We start from the raw sequence: 23,388 nt of genomic DNA, 5'->3' as shown, positions 1-23,388 counted from the left end.
AGGAAAATATGACCTCTGCGACAGAAACAAAACGCGACCCTAAATTGGACAGAATCCGTAACATCGGAATCTCTGCTCACATTGACTCTGGAAAGACAACTCTTACCGAACGTATTTTATTTTATACGAACAAAATCCATGCTATCCACGAAGTTCGTGGTAAAGACGGTGTGGGTGCTACTATGGATAGTATGGATCTCGAAAGAGAAAGAGGGATCACAATCCAATCAGCGGCAACTTATGCTACTTGGAAAGATATCTCCATCAACATCATTGATACTCCGGGCCACGTAGACTTCACCATCGAAGTAGAACGTTCTTTGCGTGTTCTTGACTCTGCGATTATGGTTCTTTGTGGGGTTGCCGGTGTACAGTCCCAATCCATCACTGTTGACCGCCAGATGAAACGTTACAACGTTCCACGTGTTGCTTTTATCAATAAACTAGACCGTACAGGTGCTAACCCTTGGAGAGTGATCGATCAACTTCGTGAAAAACTCCATTTGAATGCACATGCAGTACAACTTCCCATCGGTTTGGAAAATGATCTGAAAGGGATTGTTGACCTTGTCGAAATGAAAGCTTATTACTTCGAAGGTCCTAACGGCCAAGATATCAAAATTACTGATATTCCTGATGAATTAAAAGACCAAGCAAACGAAAAACGCGAAGCACTTCTTGATGCAGTTTCTCTTTTCAGTGATGAACTCACCGAAGAGTTGTTAGAAGGAACTCCTTCTGAAGCGCGAGTCAAAGAAGCAATCCGACGTGGTGTTCTTGCTCTTAAATTTGTACCTGTATTTATGGGTTCTGCCTTCAAAAACAAAGGGGTCCAAAGACTTCTTGATGGAGTTGCGGATTACCTTGCATCTCCTTATGATGTTGATAACAAAGCAAAAGAAATCGGAAACGAAGAAAACGAATTCAGTTTAGAATCAGATCCAGAAAAACCATTAGTTTGTCTCGCATTCAAACTAGAAGACGGTCGCTATGGTCAGCTAACTTATGTTCGAGTTTACCAAGGTAGACTCGAAAAAGGGATGACGATCTACAACTCTTCTAACAACAAACGCCATAACATTGGACGTCTCGTTCGTATGCACTCAAACGATATGGAAGATATTGCGAAAGCAGAGGCAGGAGATATTGTAGCTCTATTCGGTATCGATTGTGCTTCCGGAGATACTTTCACTGATGGAAAAGCAAAAGTGACTATGGAGTCCATGTTTGTTCCAAACCCGGTGATCTCCCTTACGATTGAATGTAAAGAATCAAAACAACTTCCAAACCTTGCGAAGGCTCTTAACCGTTTCACCAAAGAAGATCCAACCTTCCAAACAGAAATTGATAAAGAGTCTGGACAAACCATCATCAAAGGGATGGGAGAACTTCACTTAGAAGTATACATCGAACGTATGAAACGGGAATACGGTGTGGATCTTGTCACTGGCGCTCCACAAGTTGCGTATCGTGAAACCATCACTAAGTCTGCAGAATTTGATTATACCCACAAAAAACAAACGGGTGGTCAAGGTCAGTTCTCTCGAGTGGCTGGTTTTATTGAACCAATTCCACAAGAAGAAGGAAAAAATTACGAATTCGTAGATAAAATCGTGGGTGGTTCCATCCCTCGCGAATACATCGGATCTTGTGACAAAGGTTTTCGTTCTTGTTTAGAAAGAGGATCACTGATTGGATTTCCTATCATTGGAGTTCGTTGTGTGATCAATGACGGTGCTTACCATGATGTGGATTCATCGGATATGGCTTTCCAAATTGGTGCTCGTTACGGTTTCCGCCAAGGATTCAGTAAAGCAGCTCCGATCATTCTCGAACCGATCATGAGAGTGGAAGTCGAAGGTCCTACAGAATTCCAAGGAGCCATCCTTGCCTCTGTGAACCAAAGACGTGGTATGATCTTAAATACAACTGAAGAAAACGGTTATGCAAAGATCGAAGCCGAAGTTCCTCTTGCAGACATGTTCGGTTACTCCACAGTGCTTCGTTCCTCCACACAAGGAAAAGCAGAGTTTGCAATGGAATTTTCCAAGTATGCTCCAGTGCCTAGAAACGTAGCGGATGAGCTCATGAAAAAATACAAAGTCAACAAGTCAGAAGAAGAATAAATCCTTCTTCGTCAGACTTTCGATTTTGGAAAAGGCGGGTTCTCCCGCCTTTTTTATTGCCCCTCCACTTCACACATGTCGATACATTTAGAAGGGATACCGGATGCGAAGACTGCCATACATTCTAATTATTTTGGGTTTCTTTCTTTTCTTCCCCCTTAGTTCCAAACAAAACGTAAAAACAGAAATCCCATCCTCTTACCGAGTGACCAAAGGCGATTCCTGGTATGGAATTGCTAGAAAATTCAAAGTTTCAGCTGAAACCTTAGCCAAGTTAAATGGCCGTAACACTAAAGAGAATTTATACGAAAAAGAATTACTTCGAATTCCCAAAGGGGAGGAAAAAGTTTCTATAGCTCCCGAATCCCTTCTTTTAGAAAAACCAACTTATCCCTTGGTGCAAAGAGAAAAGGTGGTAAAGAAATTTTCAGAACTCACCTATGACCCCCACAAAGGAATCCAATTCCAACGAGGTACATCTTCTTTAGTACGGGCAAGCCTTCCCGGCAAAGTGGTTCACGTGGATTATATGGATGGGTATGAAAACTTTGTGATTTTAGAGCACCAAAACGGACTATATTCTGTCTACGGAAACTTAGAAAGAATCCAAGTGACGGAAGGCCAACAGGTTAAGTCAAAAGATAGGTTAGGAATTCTGACAAAAGACAAAGGCCTCTACTTCCAAGTGAACAAACAAAAACTCAGCATAAATCCCGAAAGAATTTTGGAAAGGGGTATCTAATGGCGAATTCCATCCTCTTCCAATCAGGTTCAGTGTATCGGAATGGAAAATTAGAAACAAACGACCTTCTCGTGGATGGAGAAAAAATTTCTGCGATTGACACAGACTTACCACAAAACGAAAAAGCGGTGACAGTCTCCCTTAAAGGGAAAAAAATCTATCCTGGATTTATTAATTCCCATGACCACTTACTTGCCAGTTACCTTCCGAAAGTTGGTGGGACAGAAAAACACCAGTCTTGGTTGTCTTATGATAATCTCTATAAAAGTTCAGGAGTTTTTGCGGAACGCCAACAAGTGGATCCAGAACTATTATACTACCTTGGTGCTTATAAAAATCTCTTTGCGGGTGCCACAACTGTCTTTGATCATATTCCTCATCATGTACAAAATCCATTTAGAGGCATTTTACCAGTCAAACTGATTTCCGATTATGCCCTAGCCCACTCCGTAGGAAATTATAGTTTGGGTTGGGGGGAAGGACCAGCCTTAGAGTATAGAATGGCAGAACATGCGGGACTTCCTTTTGTGACTCATCTAGCAGAAGGAGTTGATGATGATTCGAAACATTCACTTCGCCTACTTGAAAAAATGGATGCTCTTGGCGAACATTCTGTACTCGTTCATTGTTTGCCCTTTGGACAAAGAGAGGTTGAAAAAATTTTGGAGAAAGGTGCTTCTGTAGTCTGGTGCCCAACTTCCAATCTTCATATCTTTGGAAAAACAACTAATATCAAACTCTTTTTAGATATGGGAGTTAATGTATGTTTGGGGACAGATTATTCTCCGAGCGGATCGGTTCATCTACTCGAAGAATTAAAAACAGCGAAGTCTATTTATTTTGGATTGTATGGGGAAGAATTAGAAGAGTCCACTCTTTTGAAGATGGTCACAGAAAATCCCAGAAAGGCTTTTCGATTAGGAAATCCTAATGCACTTATGCCTGGTCTTTCGGCGGATTTACTCATAATCAACGATGATAAAAATGCAAAGGAGATCAATGTATCCGACCTTTCATGGAAACACATTGATTTAGTTGTGATCGATGGGTATCCCATTTATGGGTCTTCAGAATACAAGTCACTCTTTCTTCATTTCGGTTTAGAAACAGAAGAATTTTCCATTGATGGTAAAACCAAGTTGGTTGCTGGTTCACCAAAAAAACTCTTGAAACAAGTTTCTGACAGTGTCGGTTATAAAAAGAGTTTGGCTTTTTTACCTAATTTTTGAAAATGAAGCGCAAGCGAGGCATGAGTTGTCAGGTCCCATAGTTCGTAATTACAAAGGAGGTTCCATCGTCTACTTCGAGAAAGACAAGGCGGAGGATATCTTTGTACTACAAAAAGGTCGTGTTGTACTAACTTACACGAATATCAACGGTGTGGAGCTGAAAGAGGATGTAAAACTCGGTGAGTTTTTCGGAGTTAAGAGTGCCATCGGTCGTTACCCAAGGGAAGAAACAGCCCAAGTCATTGGAGCCGCTACAGTTCTTGTTTTTAAAGTCCCCGAATTTGAAAAATTTGTCTCAGACAAAACTCATTTAATCATCAAAATGCTAAAGGTGTTCTCAAGCCAACTCCGGCAAGTCCACAGGCAGGTTAGGGAAATCCTCGGGCAAGGCGAAGCCAAGAACCCAGCCTTTGAACTCATGAACGTGGCCGAAGTTTTTTATAAAAATGGCAACTTTGAACACGCAGCCTATGCATTTGAAAAGTATTTACAACACTATCCGGACGGAATGTACGTAGACCGAGCAAGGCAGCTTATGGATCTTGCTCGTAAAAAGACGCCTTTCCCTCTCACCATACAAGAATTAGTTTATAAACCCGAACCAGGCGCCCAATCAGGGAAACTGCAAGAGATGCTAAAAACTATGGCAGTTCCCACCCAGAACTCCACCTCTAGTGTAGATCCAAACTCCATCCTTTCCCAATACGACAAAGCCTCTACTTTTATGAACGCGGGAAAGTATGCAGATTCAATTGATCTTTTTAAACTGGTTTCAGAAAGGACAGACTCTGTGACTCAGGAAGAGGAACAGTTTGTTGAAAATTCAATGTTTTATATGGGTAAGTCTAGCTTCAAAGCAAAAGACTATCCGAGTGCCATCGCACACTTTTCAAGTTATATTAAAAAATACCCAAAAGGCCTTCTACTCAAAGAGAACCTTTACCACCTAGCACTTGCTACAGAGGCATCCGGTGATAAAGAAAAATCCAAACAGTTATTCCAAAAGGTAACTCAAATGCCTCCTTTGGATGATAGTATCTCTGAAGATGCTAAATCCAAACTCAAAGGAGGAAAGTAGTGAACGACCAAATGTTGGAAGCTATGTTCGGGAAATTTGGGAAGGTGTTCCAACCAAACGAAGTATTATTTTGTGAATATGAACCAGGAAACGACTTTTACCTCATTAAAGAAGGGAAGGTCAAAATCACAAAAACAATTGGAACGAGCATCAAAACCTTAGATGTTTTGGAGTCAGGAGATATTTTAGGAGAGATGGCAATTTTAGAGGAACAACCTCGTTCCGCTACAGCCATTGCTGTGACGGAAGTGAAGGCACTGAATTTCAATCGTGCCAACTTCGAAATGCTGATGACCAAAAACCCGGCACTTGCGATGAAACTCCTTCATATTTTTTCCTTTCGCATTTATGACCAAAAACGCCGCCTCATGATTCTCCTTATGGATGATATTATTGGAAAGGTTTGTGACGTCTTTGTGATGTTATACGAAAAACAGTATAACAACGATGTTTATAATGAAATTATCCTTTCAGCGACTGTAGATGACATTGCCAATTGGTGCGCCCAACCTGTGGGAGAAGTGCAAAAGGTGCTGATGCAGTATGTAAAAACAGGCAAACTAGATCTCTATCCGGATAAAATTGTTATTCACAATATCTCCGATTTCCAAAGGATAGTGAATCAGAAACGTAAACCTACGTAAAAAAGCTCCCATAGCTCAGGTGGATAGAGCACTAGTTTCCTAAACTGGGGACACAGGTTCGAATCCTGTTGGGGGCAAAAGATATGGCGGAACTACCAGGAACCCTACTTTATTATTTAAAACGGTCTACAGAATTTCTGGAAAAAAAGGAAATTCCGAACCCACGTGTGGATGCCGAATGGATCCTCTCTGACTTATTAAACCTTCCCCGAATTAAACTCTACTCACAGTTTGAAATGCCTCTTGGCCAAAAAGAAATTGACCTCTACAGAGAACGAATCCTCGAACGAAGCAAACGAAAACCAGTAGCCTATATCACAGGTAAAAAAGGATTTCATAAATTTGAATACTTGGTAACAGAAGATGTTCTCATTCCAAGACCGGAAACAGAAGAACTTGTGGACTACCTTTGGAAAGGGAAGGAAAACCTAAAAAGAAATACAGCTGGCGAAATCCAAATTTTGGATTTATGTTCAGGGAGTGGTTGTATTGGCCTTAGTCTTGCCCAACTTTTAGAATCCAGTATTGTGATTCTTTCCGACCTTTCTGAAAAAGCAATTGAAGTGAGCAGACGTAATGCGGAAAAATACAATCTAACAGAGAAAACATCATTTTATGTTTCTGATTTGGACTTGGCGCTCCCTAAAGAGTTACAATTTGATTTGATTGTCTCGAATCCCCCTTACATTCCAGAATCAGAAAAATCGGAAATTATGCCGGATGTATTAGATTATGAGCCGCATATGGCTCTTTTTGTTTCCGATTTTAAAGCATTCCACAAACGATTGTTATCTGCCGCAAAAACCAGACTAAACCCAGGAGGAAAGCTGATGATGGAAACTCATCCCTTGTATATGGATGTTTTAGAATTATTGGCCACAGAACTAGGTTTTGTATCCCCAAAAAGAATTTTAGACAGTTCTAAGAAGGAACGTTTCTTTTTTGCCGAAGCCCCTGCTCTACCTTAAGTTTTATTTTCCTTTGATTCCAATTGAACGGAAGATTGGATTTTAAAAAGAAGGAGATACAGATCTCTTTCTTCAGAATCACTTAGATCCTTTCGAAACACCTCATCGGCAGAAGTTATAATGGGTAGTCCTTTCTCCCAAATCTCTTTTCCTTTTTTGGTAAAGCGCAAAATGTAAAACCGTTTGTCAGTTGCGGAAACTTCTCGTTTCACCCAAGCTTTTTTGACCCAGCCATCCACAAGCCTTGATACTGTTGTTTTGTCTTTTACCAAACGATCACTCAGATCTTTCTGGCTTACCGTTTCGGATTCCACTAAAGGAAGGAGCTGGATCCATTCTTCAAACCGCATCCCAATTTCTCTTTTTGTAAATTCGTTCGCTAAAAACCGCCTCATCAGAAGCAAGGTTTCGCTCATATAAATTCCCAAATAAATAGAGAGCCCTTTCACAATTCCACTTTCATTTTTTTATTTGAACTCTTCAAGCTTTTTTTAGTTGCAATATGCAACCATATAGTTGCTAATTACAACTATATGGAATTTTATCTTTTTTTAGAATTCTAGGAGGTATGAATGGTGGATTGGAAATACCAAACAATCGAAAGAGAGGGATTTGCTCTCCAAGTGGCTAGGAACAAAACGAATGGCCCAGCACTATTTTGGATCGGTAGTGCATTATACTATCCACGAGTGATTCCGGAGGAGATAGCAGAGATATACCAAATCACAGTCGTAGACCACAGAGGTTTTGCCAAACGGACCAGTCCACTAGAGGAATCGAGAGAAGATTACACCCTAGAGAAACTTCTAGAAGATTTTGTTTTCATCCAAAACAAGCTAGAGATTCCAACCTGTCCTGTGATCGGCCATTCAGGTCATGGATATATGGCTCTTGCTTATGCGGCTAAATTTCCAACCAAAGTCTCCCACTTGCTGATGATTTCCACCGGCCCAAGTCACGGAAGTCACCTTTCAGAAGCAGAAGTTTATTTTCAAAAAGAAGCCTCTGATCTGCGAAAGGCAGCGCATGCAGAAAACCATATTCAATTCCAAAAAAATATAGAAACATCCCCTGAAGATTTTTTTATCCATTTCTGTGTAAGCCAAGAAGCTAAAGGTTTTTACCAAGTTCCTTTTCCTTCGAGAGAGTTTTGGAAAGGGATCCATACAAACAAACTAGCGTTTGATTCTCTTTTTGGAGAAGTGTTTCGAGACATTGATGTATCAGAATATTTAAAAGAAATTTCTGTACCCGTTTGGATTTGTATGGGAAAAGAGGACTTTCAGGTAGCACCTTATTACACTTGGGAACCGATCTTAAGTTGTTTTCCGAAAATCAAAATGACAGTTTTGGAAGAATGTAGTCATTTGCCTTTTTTAGAAAGACCTGAAAAGTTTTTATCCCAAATGCAAATTTGGATGCGGTGAGAAAACTGAAAAAGCGAATCGGTTAAAATGATTTTTATAAAATCCTCATTTTTTACAATATGAGAATCAAAAATCCCCTCACCCACCATTCTTAATCAAAAATCCATCTGGATCCGCTTCAAACTCCAGGTAGTCTTTCTCAGTAATAAAAACTAACTTGGCATTTGGAAATTTAGATTTGAATTTCAAAAGTCCCTTGTTTGATTTTTTGCGACCACTCTTTACTTCAATGGCATAGAGTCTTCTGCCATATTTGTAAATAAAGTCGACTTCATCATTTCCCTCTCTCCAGTAATACAATTCACCTTGTAGGCGCTGGAGTTGTGCTCCGACTACCAATTCAAAAACCCGACCTTTTTCCTCAGCAGTATACTCATCAAGTACGGTCGAATAATACAGACAAGGTGCCATGGGAAGGATTTTTGGAGAAGAAGTTTTTGTGATCACTCTCTTTTCCGAATATTTGGAGAGAGTTTTAATCAGAAAAGCACCTTCAAATAGAGCGATGTAATGTTTTACAAGTTCCACATTTCCCTTGTCTTGGATTTGTCCCAGAATTTTTGTATAGCTGATTTCCTGAGCAGGATAGGAAATCAAAATTTCAAAAGTCTGCCGAAACAAAGCAGGTGATTTGACCGTATGAAATTGAAGAATGTCTTTTTCGATAACAGTTGTAAGGATCGATTGATTGAGATAGGTTTTCCACTCATGACTACCCTTCAAAAAATAAGAACCTGGATAACCACCAAATTTTAAATAATCCTCAAAACGCAATTTGTATCCCTTTTTGGATTCTGCATAATTCCAATGATAAACCGGAATTAGTTGGAACCTGCCTGTTAGGCTTTCGGAGAGTCCTTTTTGTAAGTGTAAAGAACTTGAACCGAGTAGTATACAAGTCACAGGATTTTTTTTGGCTTTTGATTCATCCCAGAGCATTTTGATCACTTCGGACCAATTTTCACACTTTTGGATTTCGTCGATGGCTAGGATTTTATGATTTGCCCTGGCAAAATTCCACTGCTCCACGATCCACTTCTCGGTGGAATGAAAAACAGTGTCGGCGGAAACATAGTGATACTTCCCCGAATGACTTTCTTCCAGATACTTTAGGAGAGTGGTCGTTTTGCCAACTTGTCTTGGGCCAATGACCACTTGAATCAGATCATTGAAGCTTTTTAGATTTTTATCCAACTGCACAAGGAATGGCAAACTAATCACTGATTTCATTTTTAACAGGTCAACCTATCATTTTTGATAGGTCAACCTATTATTTCTGATAGCTCCATTTTGCAAATACTCCAAATACCCGCATAATGCCCCAATATCGAAAAAACTAAAACATTAAAGTGTATAAAAAAACCCGCCACCTTTCGGTAAGCGGGTTCTTTCAACAAGTAGTTGAATGATGAAAATTAACCAAGCATGTCTTTCACTTCGTTTCTTTCTTCTTTCAATTCATTGTGAGTGATATCAAATTTTTCCTTACCAAAAGCATTGATCTCAAGGCCAGTTACGATCTCTACTTTTTTGCCATCAGACTTGAGTGGGTATCCAAAGATAAGGCCTTTGTCCACACCATACTCTCCATTGGAATGGCAAGCAGCACTGAACCAGTCGCCGGCTTTCGTAGGAGTGACAATGTTATGCACTGTATCAACTACTGCGTTTGCAGCTGATGCTGCAGAAGAAGCACCGCGTGCTGCGATGATGGCGGCTCCCCGTTTTTGAACGGTAGAGATAAAATCACCTTTTAGCCAGTCATGATCAGAGATCACATCTGTTGCTACTTTTCCTTTGATTTTTGCATTGTAAAAGTCTGGGTATTGAGTAGCCGAGTGGTTTCCCCAAATAGCAACATTGGAAACATCTTTTACAAGAACTCCTGCTTTCCCAGCCAATTGTGTTTTTGCACGGTTTTCATCGAGGCCAGTCATCGCAAACCATCTGTCAGACGGAACCCCTTTTGCATTGTTCATTGCAATGAGGGCATTTGTATTACAAGGGTTACCAACAACGAGAACTCTTACGTCACTTGCAGCATTCTTTTCGATTGCTTTTCCTTGTGTTGTAAAGATTCCACCATTGATCTTGAGTAGATCCCCTCTTTCCATTCCTGCTTTTCTAGGAACAGAACCAACAAGAAGTGCCCAGTTGATGTCACGAAACGCCTCATCAATGTTAGAAGAGACAGATACTTTTTCCAAAAGAGGAAATGCACAGTCATCTAGTTCCATAATGACACCTTTGGCAGCAGGAAGGGCTTGTTCTAATTCCAATAATTGGAGTTCCACTGCAGTGTCAGGTCCAAACATTTGTCCTGAAGCGATACGAAATAGTAGTGCATATCCGATTTGTCCGGCGGCACCAGTAACAGCAACTTTTACTTTTTTGCTCATATGATTTTCCTTTTTGATTTATAATCTATTATTGTTTTAATTCTTTTTGGATGATCTCATCAAAGTTTTCGAAAGGTAATGCTCCCGAAACAAAGATCCCATTGATAAAGAATGCAGGCGTGCCGCTCACACCGACTTTTTGTCCGTCTTGAATGTCCGCATCAATTTCTGCTTTAAGATTCACTGCATTTTTCATACAAGCTTGGTACTTATCTTTTGGCATCCCAGCTTTTACAATGAGAGTATCTACATTCGATTTACCTAAGTTTCCACTGTTTTCAAAAAACAGATTAAACACATCCCAATACTTACCTTCTGCAATGGAACAATTCGCAGCCATATGGGCGTACATAGCATCTTGGTGAAAAGGAAGTGGAAAATCGCGGAAAACCCAACGAATTTGGCCTTTGTATTTCTCGCGAAGTTTTTGATTCACATCTTGGCTTCTTTTGCAAAATGGACATTCAAAATCAGAAAATTCCACAATGGTAATTTTTGCGTCTTTCGGCCCAATGGAAGGGTTATTTTTTTCTTCCACAGTCACTCTTACTGCTTCTGGTTCTTTAATCAAAAACTCAACAGGGTATTTGGTCACAATGTCTCGATAAACAGTGCGGCTATGTTCTTGTTCTTGTTGGTTTTTTAAGAATCCAATAATTTTATCTTTTGTCTCATTCAGGGATTTTCCACCTAACTGGGCTTTATTGGACATATATACATTGATAATTTCTTCTTCTGATGGGTCTCTAGGAGCGAAACCTTGGGTTAATACTTCCGAAGGTTTGATATTTTTGTCTTTCGCAACTAGTTCAAATAGTTTGTCCTGAGCAAATTCGCCGAGAGTGTTTTTGATAAGTCCTTTGTATTCCGATTGAAATTTTGAATAAGCAATCGGAGAAGTTTCTTTCACATCGCTAAGGTCATATTTTTTTCCGCCGATACTGACTGCATCTTGGGTAATGTATTCCCGAACAAAGGAAGGAACACTGACAATAAAGAGAAGAGCGAAAACGAGGTTAGTCGCAAGGACGATTTTGGAGATGGGGTTTTCCATCCACTTTTTAAAAATATTTTCCATCCCTGCCAGGTTCCCGGCCATAAAGCGGGCAATCAAACGGAAAAAACTGAAAAAAATAATCGTTTTTCGCTAAAGCCTGCCTAGAAATATCCGAAGATCTGAGGGAGGGAAAAGGATATTTTTTCTCAAGAGAGCTGATCCTGAACACGGAGGTTTGGGAAAAATGAACACAATTAATATTCAAGGAAACTCGCACGTTTCGGTCCCCCCCACGATTCCTACCCAAACTGGGAAACAATCGGAGGAAGGTAAGGAATCCCTTCCCGAAAAGTCGCAAAACCTACGACCGACAAAAAAGGTGGAAGCGGAAAGAGAAGCGAAGCTAAAGCCAGAAGATTTGGTATTAAAACCAACTCCTGCTTCTCTGGAAGAAAAACTAAACCAAATCATTTCACCGGAAGAAGTGAAAGACTTACTTTCTCTAGTCACAAGAACTCCTCTACCGGAGCCAAAAAGCCATAAGGTAGATACCAAAAGGTAAGTTTGTTCCTTAGCATTGCCATTCTTGATAGTTTTATCCTAGTTCTTAGCGGAGTTTTGACCATTTCCGTTTTGGGGCTAGGACTTGTTGTGTACAACCAATTCATCCATCCCGTCATCTCCAGAAAAGAGTCAGACCGCTTCATTCCCGTCCAAACTGGTGACAAATACGATCTGGTTGTTGATGAACTTAGCCGATTTGCCACCTTCCAAATTGGATGTAAAACAGGACAACTAGCTACTCGGTGTAATGCGATCTCGGAAGATCATCTCATCTTTCAGTTCAAAAAAAGTCGCGATAGTGAAGACTATACGATTACTGTTTTAAAGAACGGACCCACTTTCTACAAACCTCCACGAATGGAACATTACGGAAAGATGGAATCCAAAGAAAGTTTTGAATCGTATGAAATCATTGGCCACCCTGCAGAATTTCGAATCTCCGATAAAATTGCCAAAGAGAGAATGGTAAACTACATTGAAGTTTCTCTCACCTCTTCTTTTTACTTCAACAGATCAGGAAAGGAACGAATGAAATTTACATTTGAAGTCGGAAAGATCCAACCTGGGATTAACAGAAAGAGCAGGTTTCGTGGTGATGTTTACGGATTCGGTAAAGAAGAAGGAGCGGACGAAGACTAAACTACTTGGTTTGGATACGAACCCCAAGTCCATCGGGTTTCACACGTTTAAATGTATACGCAATGTTTGCGGCTCCCATCACTTGAGATATCTTTTCCTCTAATTCTAATTGATTCCTTTTTACTGCCTTTCGTTCTAAAAACACAAGTAGGCTTGGCCCAGATCCAGACAAACAGTATCCTATCCCAGCTTTTGTGAAGGTTTCTGCCAAAGGATACAAAGGAGAAGACTTTGGAATTCGGTAAGGCGTATGCATTTTATCTTCCAAACCAACAAGAAGATCACCGAACTTGCGTTTGTCTAAAAAATGCATCCAAGCACCAATTCTTGATAAATTAAAAATGACATCAGCGGTGGCGTAGGTTTTCGGAAGTGCCTTCCTTGACTCTTCTGTGGAAACATGAAACTCTGGTGTTAGAACAAAAATAGCCACGGATGAGGGAAATTTTTTCCGGAAATATCGCAGTTTTTCACCAAACGTAGAATAGGCGAAAACAAATCCACCTAGATAAGCCGGCAGAGTGTTATCAGGATGGCCTTCAAATTCTGCCAGATACTGAGTGAAGTTTGGTTCTGTTGGCAGCGTTGTCGGATCCAATCTTTTATGCACTTCCCTTGCTAAAGAGAGGCCCGCGACAATGGCGGAAGCGCTGGAACCAAGGCCCCCTTTTAAAGGCAGAGACAAAGTCATTTTACAATGGTAAGGCGGTGCCGATCTGCCTGGTAAAAATTTTTCGAAGTAGGAAAGATAGGATTGATACACCAAATCTTCTTTAGCAGAAAACGGTAACTGTTGGCCGTTTTTTAATTCTGTTTTGGATTCGGTAATTTCTTTTGAAAAACTAAATTCAAATTCATTACGAAGATCTAGAGCAAGGCCCATAAGGTCAAAACCGGGGCCCAAGTTGGCAGAGGTTCCCGGCACTTGGATGAGAATCTTTGGAAGGCGAATCATCGTTTCGCCCAGGCTCTAAGACCTGTTTCCAAAATCAACCTCTCTTTCGATCGAAGTATTGCTCTACCGCATTGAGCCCTCCCATTACAACAGCAGGAATTCCTTGACCTGGATAGACGGTATCTCCGGTAAGAAGTAGGTTCGGATCTTCGGAACAGTTCCTGATCATTCGAAAAGGATTAAAAAAATAAGAACTTGGAATCCCTCCCACTCTCCCAAATTTTCGACCAGTCCAAGTCTGCCATGTAACAGGTGTTGCAGAATGCAGAAATAGAATCTTTTCTTTTTGAAACCAGGGAAACTCAGCTTGCAAAGTTTGTAAGATGATGGTTTCTAATTTTTTCTTTTTTTCCTGATACAATGCATCTCGAACCCAGAACTCTGGATTTCCAATATGGGTGGAAACTGAAAGGATACGAATTCCGTTTGGCGAACGAATGGGATCATCTAAATGAGATAGGGAAAGGAAAATAGAGTTTCCGCCACCATAGGGTAAAGGTTTCCTGAGATGGATTTGGTGGTGAAGGCATTCGGATGCAATCGATAGATCTAAGGGATCTGTTTGGATGGCGAGACCCATAGTAAAGGCACCCCAGATTCCTTTTTCGAACTTTTTAACCTTAGATTTTAATTTGGGTAGGTCTTCAGTGATTTCTGTGAGATTCCAAATGGGAAGATTCGAGACTACCACTCGACCAAAAAAACGAAAGTGTTCTCTATGTTTCGTTTGGATCTCCCAAAAGGTTTTCAGAGACCCCTTGGAAGAAGCAAACTTAGAGAGACCTGTCACTTCTTGTTTATAAAGAATTTTTCCTTTGTTGGATTCTATTTTGCCTAGAATGGTTTCCGCAAGAGATACCATTCCCCCTTTCACTGCATAATTTTGTAATTGCGGGTAGGTCAGTCCTACAGCCGCCATAGCGAAGGGGGCTTTGTTTGTAGTAGTTTGGTTGGTAATTAAAAGTTGTTCATCTAAAAATTGAATCCATTCCTTGTTGTGCCAAAGTCCTAAACATCTGAGAACAAAACGTACGGATACAAATGAGAAAACTAAAGGAATCAAATCGCGAAGTTGGAATTGAAAAATGGTTTTGCCCACATCAGAAAAATTTCGGAAAGGGAAAAATTTGTATCTTGCAGACAAACTCCAAAGAGAATCCGAAACAAAATAACAAAGTTTCCAAAACATGTGCATCCGCCAACCACCACCAAACATCCGTTTTGCCTCAACGATCCACTCCAAAGGATCACGATGTCTTTCGATAGTTTTGCCATTCAAATGTACTATCATGGAGCGTTCCAAAGGATAGAGAGGAAATTGAATTTGGAATTCGGTGGAAAGTTTATGGAGAGGAAGGCCCGGTTCAAAACCTACAAGAGTGGTGGCTCCCGATTCAAATAAGTACCCATTCTTTTGAAAGCTAGAGGCACAACCACCAGGAGAGGTGCCCTTCTCTAGAATCAAAACTCGTTTGCCTTTTTCTGAAAAAGACAAAGCGGCACTGAGGCCCCCGAGTCCAGATCCTAAAACAACAACATCCCAAAACGTATCCATCCTCTTGTAGACCGGCAAAGGATCGAGGATGGAGAAAAATTAAAAAAGCCCCTTCACTCCGACCAAAGTTTTTTCAAATCACTGGCAATGTTCTTTTGCATCGCTTCGTTTGTACCACCACCAATACTAAGTAAGATAGCATCTCGGTGCAAACGTTCTACCGGATATTCCCTGCAATACCCATACCCACCTAAAACCTGAATGGCATTCCTTGAAACACGTTCCGCCATTTGCGTGGCAACAAGTTTTGCTGATGCTGCACCAAGTGAATTACGCACATCTGGTCCAAGCTCACTAGCTACATGGTAGACAAGAGCTCGTGCTGCTTGGTAATCAGCATATGACTCTGCAACCATTCTTTGGATTTGACCAAACTCCATCAGTTTTTTCCCAAAAGCTTCTCTATGACGAATTGTATAATCACACATGATATCGATACAACGTCTCGCAATTCCCAAAGACTGGGCCGCAAGAGTCACACGTTCAATTTCTAAATTGCGCATCATATGAGTGACAGCACCGTTTTCCACACCAAGTAAATTCTCTTCGGGAACTTCCATATCTTCAAAAACAAGTTGGGTGGTAGGAGAGGAGCGCATTCCCATCTTTTCTTCTTTTTTTCCCACCGAAAAACCTTTGTAAGACGATTCAATTACAAAAGAGGTCATCTTTTTTCCATTTTTTTCAAGCTTCGTATAAAGAACAAAAACTTGACCAATGGATCCGTTAGTGATGTATTGTTTGACTCCATTGATGATATAACGATCGCCCTTCTTTAAGGCGTGAGTTGTCATCCCAAGAACGTCGGTTCCCGCACCAGGTTCGGTCATTCCCATCCCACCTATCCATTCACCGGTGATGACCTTACTCAAATAACGAGCTCTCTGCGAAGGGTTGGAGCTATAGAAAAAATTATTCACAAAAAGTACTTCGTGGGCTAAATAAGAAAGAGTAAACCCTGGATCAAACCGAGACATCTCTTCGTGGATGATAACTGAGGCAAGTGGATCTAGGCCATGACCGCCATCAGCTTCAGGAACCGTAATCCCAAAAATTCCAAGTTCGGAACCAAGTCGTTTGAAAAGCATAGTATTAAATGTTTCTTTTTCATCATTTTCCTTGGCTTGTTCATCCATCTCCCGTTCTGCAAAAGATGCTACAGACTCTCTTAGTGCGAGATGATCTTCTGTAGGATTAAATAGATCCAATGATGATTTTTTTGTCGAAAGCGTACTCATATAGATAATTTTTTCGTACTTTTCCTTAGCCTGTAAACGAAAAAACAAAGGCAGATTGCGACTCAAAGATTGAAATCGCTACAAAAACGAACAGTTTTTCATAGATGGGAAACAGACATTAGATCAAATTTCATAATATACATTAACGAGAGTTAATTTGTCCCGATTCCATTGACACAAAGTATAATAAGATAAAGCAAAATCCACAATCACTAACAGAATAACTACTTATAACTAGTGATTATCCTAAGAGGAAATTCCTATGTAGTAAAAAGTAATAATGAAATAAAGGAATCGATTTACAATTTATTGATTCTATATAATCATCACCATAACATCAGGAATATCTTTCGTCTATAAACAGAAATTACAATGAGCACTAACGATACAAACACAGTACCAACGGATAAGCTCGCCAAATTCGAGTTAACCGAAGAATCTCTAAACAGTTTCCGCAAAAACAAAAACATCCCTCTCGACCTTTACAATAAGGATGGGCAAATTCTCATTCATAAAAAAAGAAATCCTACCGAAGCAGATTTTGGGAAACTCCTTAAATTCGAAATGCAAGGGGTATACTTCCTAATCTCCGAATTAAAAAAAACAAAACCGAATGGAAATGGTAATTCTTTTCTCGAACCTGGCCGAACCACGAAATTATTTGACCAAGAGAAAACAGCTCGTTTCGCAAAACAATCTCAGTCTCTCATCGAAGATTTACGCAAATCATCCTTCTCTTCAGACCAAGCTGTTTTTGTTCAGAACTCAGTGAACGAACTTCTCACCGATTTCACAAGTAACCCCGATTTCGAACTTGGTATCTTTAATATTTTAGAAATCCTTGGTGTGGCCGGAGTATCTGTAGAATCAGAGCTTATGACCAAACGAACCGTAGTTGCCATGGGAATGAAAGTTCGAACAAAAAAAATTGTCAACGAAGGTAAAGAAGAATCCAATAAAAAAGATCATCTCAGTCTTATGATGGCAAGTTATTTGGCAGATGTTGGGTATTCCAGGCTCGAAATCAAAAACAATCCAAAACTCACAAAGGAAGAGTATGCCGTTGTCCAACAACACCCTATCATCAGTTATCTGATGACCTTACCTGCTCCAGAAATTGACTCCCATGTACGCACACTCATTTTAAACCACCACAGACCTTACCGCGGCAACGGAGTGAATAACAACTTCCCAGATCCAAGATCCCTGTTTACAAAACTCATGTCAGTTCGTGATAAATACAATAAAGAAGTGGGAAAGGAAAGAATCACTCAAGACATCGAACTCCAACTCCACTTACAAGAAAACAATGTGACCTCTTCAAGTTTCGAAGAGGATATTGCTATACTCTCGCTTGCCAGTGAATATGCATCCCTTACTTCTAACCAACCATGGAGGCCTGCATTCAAATCTGCCACTGCATTAAAAATGATTTTGAATGATTCTTTTTTCTCTTATAGCAATAAAAACATCAGACATCTTTTAGATTATGTTGGAAGTTCTCTCACGAATAACGAAAACATTGTGAACTTTGGTGACTTTGTCATTACAGCTTCGGTGGATTCAGAAAAACGTGCTCATTTCGATGTTTGTATTGTTTTGGATGTCGGTCGATACCAAACACGCCCAAAACTCCAAAGGATATGTAGCATCAATCCTGTTTTCCAAAAAGGAAACAAATTCAAAATTGCCGACTTTGATTTACATAGCATCAAAATTGATCGAAGAAAAGCCATTATGGACTTAGCCTTACAAGCGGGAACCACTCGAGTCATTTATATTATAGATCCAGAATTAAATCCGGCTCTACACGAAGCAGTTTACAAAATTAATATGGCCTCCTAAACCATGTTTGATGAATAAAGATGAATTTTTTGTTCTCTTCCCGATAAAGCCACAGATTCTTTTTTATCCCAACCTGATGGGGAACCAATTTCTAACCAAACTGCTTCTGAGATTAAAAAAGAGACTCCTAGGTCCTTACAAGCTGACTCAATTCTTGAAGCAGTATTGACTGTATCACCAATGACAGTGTATTCCATTCTTTCTTCCGAACCAATACTTCCGCAGAACACTTCCCCTGCATGAATTCCGATTCCAATTTCAATTTCACCTAAACCTTCCGCCTTTCGTTCTTTGTTCCATTGCATAAGTTCACTTAACATAGCCTTTGCGGCAAGAACTGCATTACGGGAATCTTCTCCCACCATTTCCGATGCAGAAGGTGTTCCAAAAGTTGCCATCACTGCATCTCCAATGAATTTGTCTAAACTTCCTTTGTATTGAAAAATCGCACGCACCATACGACGTCGAAACTCTGTTAAGAAAATGGAAAGTTCTTCCGGATCCATAGGTTCAGAAAACTGAGTAAAACCTCGAATATCACTAAAGAGAACGGTTACTTTTTGGCGTTTGCCTTTGGCAATGACTTCTGGTTCAGAAACAATTTCAGAAACTAAATCAGGGGAAAAATATCTTGATAAGGTGTTTTTTTGAGATTCCGCAGCTGCAAACTTGAGTAACATCCGTAAACTTCGAAAGATGGCATAAGAAATAGCAAAGACTAAAACAAGGTAAATGGCAGGTTTTGTAACCAAGGCGTCAGCCAAAATAATTTGGTCTCCCAAAACATAACGATACCAATCCAAGGAAGCAACAGCCTGAGAATCCGCTACTAATGCGTAAACAATGAACCCGTAATAACTAATCAAAAAACAAACAAAAGAAAAGTTCACAAGAGAAAATCGGTATTGGAACAAACTAAGAGACAAAGGAAGGAGATAAAATACAACCAATGGAGATTTGACAAGGAAGTTAGGATTTCCTTCCCCTTTCAAAAGATACCAATTGATAATTGTGATAGAGATAAGAAGATTATCTACGAATAAACTAATATAGTCATATTTCGTTTTCCAATGGCCTTTGCTTTTTTTTAGAATTTGAGCATGAAGGAAGGTATTGAGAAAGTAAAACCCAAGGGCCACAAAATTGATTAAAAAACCCGACAAAGAATCTGTATTACTCAAATTGGCGACGGCACTGGCAGCTAAAGCTAGACCAATCACGTATCGAAATCGAACGACAAATGAGGCTCCCATTTGTTCTTCTTGGAATAAGAGCTCCGACATATAACGAGGGAACTGATCCCGAATACAATATACAGATCGAATGGCACTAATCATAGACTGGAACATAGGCCAACATTCCACCATAGAAAGTTTTACTGGCAAGGGAATTTTCTTTTTGCCAAGCTAGAAACTTTATGTTCCTATGAATGATGTGCCAAAAAGGATATTTGATGCAATTAGGAAAACTAAGTTCCTTTCTGGCTCTGGATGTACTTTTCTCCCTTTCTGCAAACCTTTCTTTTTTTTCCCTCTATCGGAATGAAAGAATCCGGCCCACGTTGTTTTTGTTTTATCTAAGCTCTGTTTGGGCCCTTTATCTGGCGGACCATTTATGGGATGCATTTCGAGAAAAAGAACCACTCTCGGAGCGGACTACCTTCTATTTACAATTCCGCTATTTCATTGTTAGTTTGGTTATCATCACTGTAATTGTTTCTTTAATCATTGGTTTCTACTTTGAATTCGTTTTCCTAGGAGATCATCTTTTCGTTTTAGTTTCCTTTGTTTTATTTTTGGTTTTAACAGTGATGAAACTTTCCCCCCTCCCCAAAGAAATTTTGGTATCAGGATTTTACACTTTGGGAGTGCTTCTCCCCTTTTCTTTGTTTGGCGGTTCGGACCCAATGGTTTGGATTTTTTTTCTCCACATATTCGCCAATGTCCTTCTCACCTACAATATAGACCGCGAGTTTGACCAAGCGCAAAAAACCTTTACCCTGATCCAATATGGGAAACCAAAAACGGTAAAAATGGGAGCCTATTTCCTTTTAGGAATTGGGATTTGTTTCCTCCTTTGGGTTTGGATTTTTCAAAATCACTCTCTAGTATTTCTGGTAGGAATGAGTTTCACCTATCTTTGGCTCGGTCTTTGTAGTTTCCAAAAGGGGGAGGGCTTTGGATTTAAGTCCCTCTGTGAACTTTCCTACCTGCCAATGTTTTTGCCCCAGATCTTTTTTTTCTTCTCCCTACTTCCTTCCTAATTAGGGTGGGTTTATGTGGTTACTCATAGTACATTTGCTCGCACTTCTTCTCTTTGCCTTACTTTACTCCTTCCGATTTCGAAAATTAGTGCCAAATCCCGAACAAAATATCCTCTTACAAATCCAAGCTGCCTCTAAAGACTGGAAATCCACTCCCTACCTGGTTCTCCTCATTGGTTTTGCCCTCTTTCTCCTCCTCCCACTCACCTTGGGATTTTCCTTTTTCCTCCGAACGGATGCCAATGTCGTTGTCGTCATCGTTTGGATCATTTGGGCCTACAATTGGAGTAAATACACGTTCTGGAGAGAATAATTTACTTCCCTTATCACTTCGCTCCCGTTTTCTGGTCTTAGGTAATCCACGATAACGGGGTTAAGGAATGAAAATTGTTGTTCTAGTAAAGCAGGTTCCGGATACGGAAACCAATATCAAGGTCGGTGACAAATCGATCAACGAAGCTGGCGTAAAATGGATCATCTCTCCTTATGATGAATTTGCAATCGAAGAGGGAATCAGAATTCGTGAAAAAAGCGGTGGAGAAGTCATCGCAGTGTCCCTCGGTCCAGACCGTGCAGTAGAGGCACTTCGTACTGCCTATGCTATGGGTGTAGACAGAGCCGTTCATGTAAAAGTGGATGACTATGTAACTTTTGATTCTACATACACTTCCGAACTTCTTGCAAATCTCATTAAAGCAGAAAACGCAGATGTGGTCATCGGTGGTCGTCAATCAATCGACACTGACAGCTCACAAGTTGTGGTGCAAATTGCAGAGAGACTGAATGTTCCTCACGTAGCTATGGCCCTCAAACTTGAGTTTGACGGAAACAAAGTAACTGCCACTCGCGAAATCGAAGGTGGAACTGAAGTTGTAGAAACTACAGCTCCTCTAGCAGTAACTGCACAAAAAGGTTTAAATGAACCAAGATACCCAAGTTTAAAAGGTATCATGTCTGCAAAGAAAAAACCGGTAGATGTTAAAAAACCGGAAGAACTCGGAGCAACAGGATCTAAACTCGAAGTAGTATCTCTTGAACCACCTCCTCCACGTATCGCTGGTCGAAAACTGGAAGCGGCAGATGCACAAGGTTTTGCATCTCAACTTGTAAAAGCTCTTCGCGAAGAAGCGAAGGTCATCTAAGGAGACGAACATGGCTGATGTTTTAGTAGTTGGTGAATTAAAAAACGGCGAACTTAAAAAAATCTCAAAAGAACTCACTTCTGCAGCTCGCAAAATTGCGGACTCCATTGGTGGTAAAGTTCATACAGTAATCATTACTGACAACGTAGATACGTTTGCCGGTGATTTGAAAGCGGTTGGTGCAGATACTGTCATCGGTGCAAACCTTGGTGAATTTTCTCCTGAAGGTTATGCAAATGGAATTTTTGCAATCATCCAAGAGAAAAAACCAGCAGTGGTTCTAATTCCACACTCTGCACAAGGAAAAGAATACTCAGCACGAGTAGCGATCAAAGCAAATGCTGGTATCGTTGCTGATGCAGTGGGTCTTTCTGTTGACGGTGGCAAAGTAGTAGCAAAGAAACCGATTTACTCTGGAAAAGCATATGCAAATTTCAAAGTAACTTCTGACATCCAAATCTTTACAGTGCGTGCCAACTCCCAAGAAGTAACTCCAAAAGACGGAGCGGGTGCTGTAGAAAAATCTGGTGCAGGAGCTGGTGAAGTAAGAACTAAGTCTCTCTCTAAAGATCTTTCTGGTGGAAACAAAGTGCAACTTGCAGATGCTTCTATCATTGTATCTGGCGGACGCGGAATCAAAGGACCAGAAAACTGGCCGATCATCCAAGACCTAGCAGATACACTCGGTGCAGCACTTGGTGCTTCCCGTGCGACTGTGGATGCAGGATGGATTTCTCACTCCCACCAAGTAGGACAAACAGGTAAAACTGTCTCCCCTAACTGTTACATTGCTTGCGGTATCTCTGGAGCCATCCAACACTTAGCGGGTATGGGATCTTCCAAATACATCGTTGCCATCAACAAAGATGGAGACGCTCCTATTTTCAAAGTAGCGACTTACGGTGTGGTTGCAGACCTTTTTGAAGTAGTGCCTGCACTCACTTCTGAGTTCAAAAAAGTATTGGGTTAGTTCCCAATACGAACTTTCGTCCTTTGAGGAATTTCCTTCCCAAAATTTCGATCGTTGTTCTTTTCTTTGTCCAAACGGGTTACCTTTGGGCAGAGGAAGGAAGAGATCGTCTGAACGCCGTCATCGGCAAAATGTATTCATTAGAAAGTTTTCGAGCCTCTGTCACCATCAATGGTGGACTCACTGGAGTCGTTTCTTTCAAAAGCCCCAACCAACTCCATGTCCGGTTCAGTGACGGAAGGATTATCTCTTCCAATGGTAGAATTTTATGGTTCTATAACCCAGACTCATCCATTGCCGGCAAACAAGACCTAAAAGGTGTTTCCGGGGGACTCGGGGGCCTACTTTCTGGGTATGAAAATGTGTCGGTTAGTGGCAGAACTTTTCGTCTTACTTCTAATACCAAACGTTATAATGAAATTATCTTGGTAGTTTCCGATAATGATCTCCCCCGTGTACTCAAAATGAAACGTTCCGATGAAGAAATAACTGAAGTGGCTTTCTCTGGAATTGCTACTAATATTGGTCTCGGAACGGGACTATTTAATTTCCAACCACCCACAAGCTCACAGATTGTTGAGAACCCTCTCAACCAAAAGGAGTAATT

23 protein-coding genes and 1 tRNA gene are annotated in these 23,388 nt (G+C 40.5%); 16 read left to right on the top strand and 8 right to left on the bottom strand.

Annotation, left to right across the window (positions count from 1 at the left end; translation table 11 throughout):
* Positions 1–8: 8 nt before the first annotated feature.
* The 7 genes from fusA to prmC all read left to right on the top strand — a co-directional run bounded on the left by fusA (position 9) and on the right by prmC (position 6,787).
* Positions 9–2,126 (top strand): elongation factor G, encoded by a 2,118-nt coding sequence (gene fusA, locus JWG40_RS15920; RefSeq protein ID WP_205286764.1) that lies wholly within the window; start codon positions 9–11, stop codon positions 2,124–2,126.
* 103 nt (positions 2,127–2,229) lie between these two features.
* Positions 2,230–2,868 (top strand): LIC_10271 family cell wall hydrolase, encoded by a 639-nt coding sequence (locus JWG40_RS15915; protein WP_205286763.1) that lies wholly within the window; start codon positions 2,230–2,232, stop codon positions 2,866–2,868.
* On the top strand, positions 2,868–4,097 hold the full coding sequence (locus JWG40_RS15910; protein ID WP_205286762.1) for an amidohydrolase family protein: 1,230 nt from the start codon (positions 2,868–2,870) through the stop codon (positions 4,095–4,097). Before JWG40_RS15915 ends, JWG40_RS15910 begins: the two co-directional genes overlap by 1 nt.
* A gap of 25 nt (positions 4,098–4,122) precedes the next feature.
* Positions 4,123–5,175 (top strand): tetratricopeptide repeat protein, encoded by a 1,053-nt coding sequence (locus JWG40_RS15905; protein ID WP_205286761.1) that lies wholly within the window; start codon positions 4,123–4,125, stop codon positions 5,173–5,175.
* Between the two features lie 11 nt (positions 5,176–5,186).
* Positions 5,187–5,819: a Crp/Fnr family transcriptional regulator gene (locus JWG40_RS15900; protein WP_039936944.1), complete on the top strand. Its 633-nt coding sequence runs from the start codon at positions 5,187–5,189 to the stop codon at positions 5,817–5,819.
* 4 nt (positions 5,820–5,823) lie between these two features.
* A tRNA-Arg gene (locus JWG40_RS15895) sits at positions 5,824–5,896 on the top strand.
* Positions 5,897–5,902: 6 nt separating this feature from the next.
* Positions 5,903–6,787, top strand: coding sequence for a peptide chain release factor N(5)-glutamine methyltransferase (gene prmC, locus JWG40_RS15890; RefSeq protein ID WP_205286760.1), 885 nt, complete (start codon positions 5,903–5,905; stop codon positions 6,785–6,787).
* Here the strand turns inward: prmC and JWG40_RS15885 are convergent.
* Positions 6,784–7,203: a MarR family winged helix-turn-helix transcriptional regulator gene (locus JWG40_RS15885; RefSeq protein WP_205286759.1), complete on the bottom strand. Its 420-nt coding sequence runs from the start codon at positions 7,201–7,203 to the stop codon at positions 6,784–6,786. The two genes, prmC and JWG40_RS15885, sit on opposite strands and share 4 nt — an antisense overlap.
* 156 nt (positions 7,204–7,359) lie before the next feature.
* Between JWG40_RS15885 and JWG40_RS15880 the strand changes: the two genes are divergently transcribed.
* Complete coding sequence (locus JWG40_RS15880; RefSeq protein WP_232369430.1) at positions 7,360–8,214, top strand: alpha/beta fold hydrolase; 855 nt, start codon at positions 7,360–7,362, stop codon at positions 8,212–8,214.
* 78 nt (positions 8,215–8,292) lie between these two features.
* Here the strand turns inward: JWG40_RS15880 and JWG40_RS15875 are convergent, their stop codons facing one another.
* From JWG40_RS15875 to JWG40_RS15865, 3 genes are all read right to left on the bottom strand, one after another.
* Positions 8,293–9,444 (bottom strand): ATP-binding protein, encoded by a 1,152-nt coding sequence (locus JWG40_RS15875; RefSeq protein ID WP_205286758.1) that lies wholly within the window; start codon positions 9,442–9,444, stop codon positions 8,293–8,295.
* A gap of 185 nt (positions 9,445–9,629) precedes the next feature.
* Positions 9,630–10,613: a malate dehydrogenase gene (locus tag JWG40_RS15870; RefSeq protein WP_205286757.1), complete on the bottom strand. Its 984-nt coding sequence runs from the start codon at positions 10,611–10,613 to the stop codon at positions 9,630–9,632.
* A 28-nt stretch (positions 10,614–10,641) separates the two neighbouring features.
* Positions 10,642–11,691 (bottom strand): DsbA family protein, encoded by a 1,050-nt coding sequence (locus JWG40_RS15865; protein ID WP_205286756.1) that lies wholly within the window; start codon positions 11,689–11,691, stop codon positions 10,642–10,644.
* A gap of 163 nt (positions 11,692–11,854) precedes the next feature.
* Between JWG40_RS15865 and JWG40_RS15860 the strand changes: the two genes are divergently transcribed.
* Both JWG40_RS15860 and JWG40_RS15855 read left to right on the top strand, forming a co-directional pair.
* On the top strand, positions 11,855–12,172 hold the full coding sequence (locus JWG40_RS15860; RefSeq protein WP_205286755.1) for a hypothetical protein: 318 nt from the start codon (positions 11,855–11,857) through the stop codon (positions 12,170–12,172).
* Between the two features lie 2 nt (positions 12,173–12,174).
* Entirely contained in the window at positions 12,175–12,813 is a 639-nt protein-coding gene (locus tag JWG40_RS15855; protein ID WP_205286754.1) for a hypothetical protein, read from the top strand.
* 1 nt (position 12,814) lies between these two features.
* On the opposite strand, the gene thrB is transcribed toward JWG40_RS15855, so the two are convergent.
* Genes thrB through JWG40_RS15840 form a run of 3 tightly spaced genes read right to left on the bottom strand, consistent with a single transcriptional unit; the run spans position 12,815 to position 16,561 of the window.
* Positions 12,815–13,768, bottom strand: coding sequence for a homoserine kinase (gene thrB / locus JWG40_RS15850; protein WP_205286753.1), 954 nt, complete (start codon positions 13,766–13,768; stop codon positions 12,815–12,817).
* Positions 13,769–13,802: 34 nt separating this feature from the next.
* Positions 13,803–15,323 carry a phytoene desaturase family protein gene (locus JWG40_RS15845; protein ID WP_205286752.1) on the bottom strand — a complete coding sequence of 507 codons (1,521 nt, stop codon included), beginning with the start codon at positions 15,321–15,323 and terminating at the stop codon, positions 13,803–13,805.
* Positions 15,324–15,376: 53 nt separating this feature from the next.
* The gene (locus tag JWG40_RS15840; RefSeq protein ID WP_205286751.1) at positions 15,377–16,561 is read right to left on the bottom strand and encodes an acyl-CoA dehydrogenase family protein; all 1,185 of its coding nucleotides are present in this window, start codon (positions 16,559–16,561) and stop codon (positions 15,377–15,379) included.
* A 372-nt stretch (positions 16,562–16,933) separates the two neighbouring features.
* On the opposite strand from JWG40_RS15840, the gene JWG40_RS15835 reads away from it, so the two are divergent.
* Positions 16,934–18,406 carry an HD domain-containing phosphohydrolase gene (locus JWG40_RS15835; RefSeq protein WP_205286750.1) on the top strand — a complete coding sequence of 491 codons (1,473 nt, stop codon included), beginning with the start codon at positions 16,934–16,936 and terminating at the stop codon, positions 18,404–18,406.
* Here the strand turns inward: JWG40_RS15835 and JWG40_RS15830 are convergent.
* Positions 18,403–19,755, bottom strand: coding sequence for an adenylate/guanylate cyclase domain-containing protein (locus tag JWG40_RS15830; protein ID WP_205286807.1), 1,353 nt, complete (start codon positions 19,753–19,755; stop codon positions 18,403–18,405). The genes JWG40_RS15835 and JWG40_RS15830 overlap by 4 nt on opposite strands.
* Positions 19,756–19,859: 104 nt before the next feature.
* Between JWG40_RS15830 and JWG40_RS15825 the strand changes: the two genes are divergently transcribed.
* The 5 genes from JWG40_RS15825 (at position 19,860) to JWG40_RS15805 (ending at position 23,386) form a co-directional block, all read left to right on the top strand.
* A complete protein-coding gene (locus JWG40_RS15825; RefSeq protein ID WP_232369429.1) occupies positions 19,860–20,669 on the top strand; it encodes a UbiA prenyltransferase family protein in 810 nt (269 codons plus the stop codon).
* A 13-nt stretch (positions 20,670–20,682) separates the two neighbouring features.
* Positions 20,683–20,982 (top strand): LIC10362 family protein, encoded by a 300-nt coding sequence (locus JWG40_RS15820; protein WP_205286748.1) that lies wholly within the window; start codon positions 20,683–20,685, stop codon positions 20,980–20,982.
* Positions 20,983–21,049: 67 nt separating this feature from the next.
* Positions 21,050–21,811 carry an electron transfer flavoprotein subunit beta/FixA family protein gene (locus JWG40_RS15815; RefSeq protein ID WP_002971965.1) on the top strand — a complete coding sequence of 254 codons (762 nt, stop codon included), beginning with the start codon at positions 21,050–21,052 and terminating at the stop codon, positions 21,809–21,811.
* A 10-nt stretch (positions 21,812–21,821) separates the two neighbouring features.
* A complete protein-coding gene (locus tag JWG40_RS15810) occupies positions 21,822–22,781 on the top strand; it encodes an electron transfer flavoprotein subunit alpha/FixB family protein (protein ID WP_205286747.1) in 960 nt (319 codons plus the stop codon).
* 23 nt (positions 22,782–22,804) lie between these two features.
* A complete protein-coding gene (locus JWG40_RS15805; protein WP_205286746.1) occupies positions 22,805–23,386 on the top strand; it encodes a LolA family protein in 582 nt (193 codons plus the stop codon).
* The last annotated feature ends 2 nt before the right edge of the window (positions 23,387–23,388 follow it).

The sequence above is a fragment of the Leptospira abararensis genome (assembly GCF_016918735.1).
GTDB classification, from domain to species: domain Bacteria; phylum Spirochaetota; class Leptospiria; order Leptospirales; family Leptospiraceae; genus Leptospira_A; species Leptospira_A abararensis.
The sequence above is the reverse complement of the archived record's forward strand: the minus strand, read 5'-3'. Positions and strand labels throughout refer to the sequence as shown.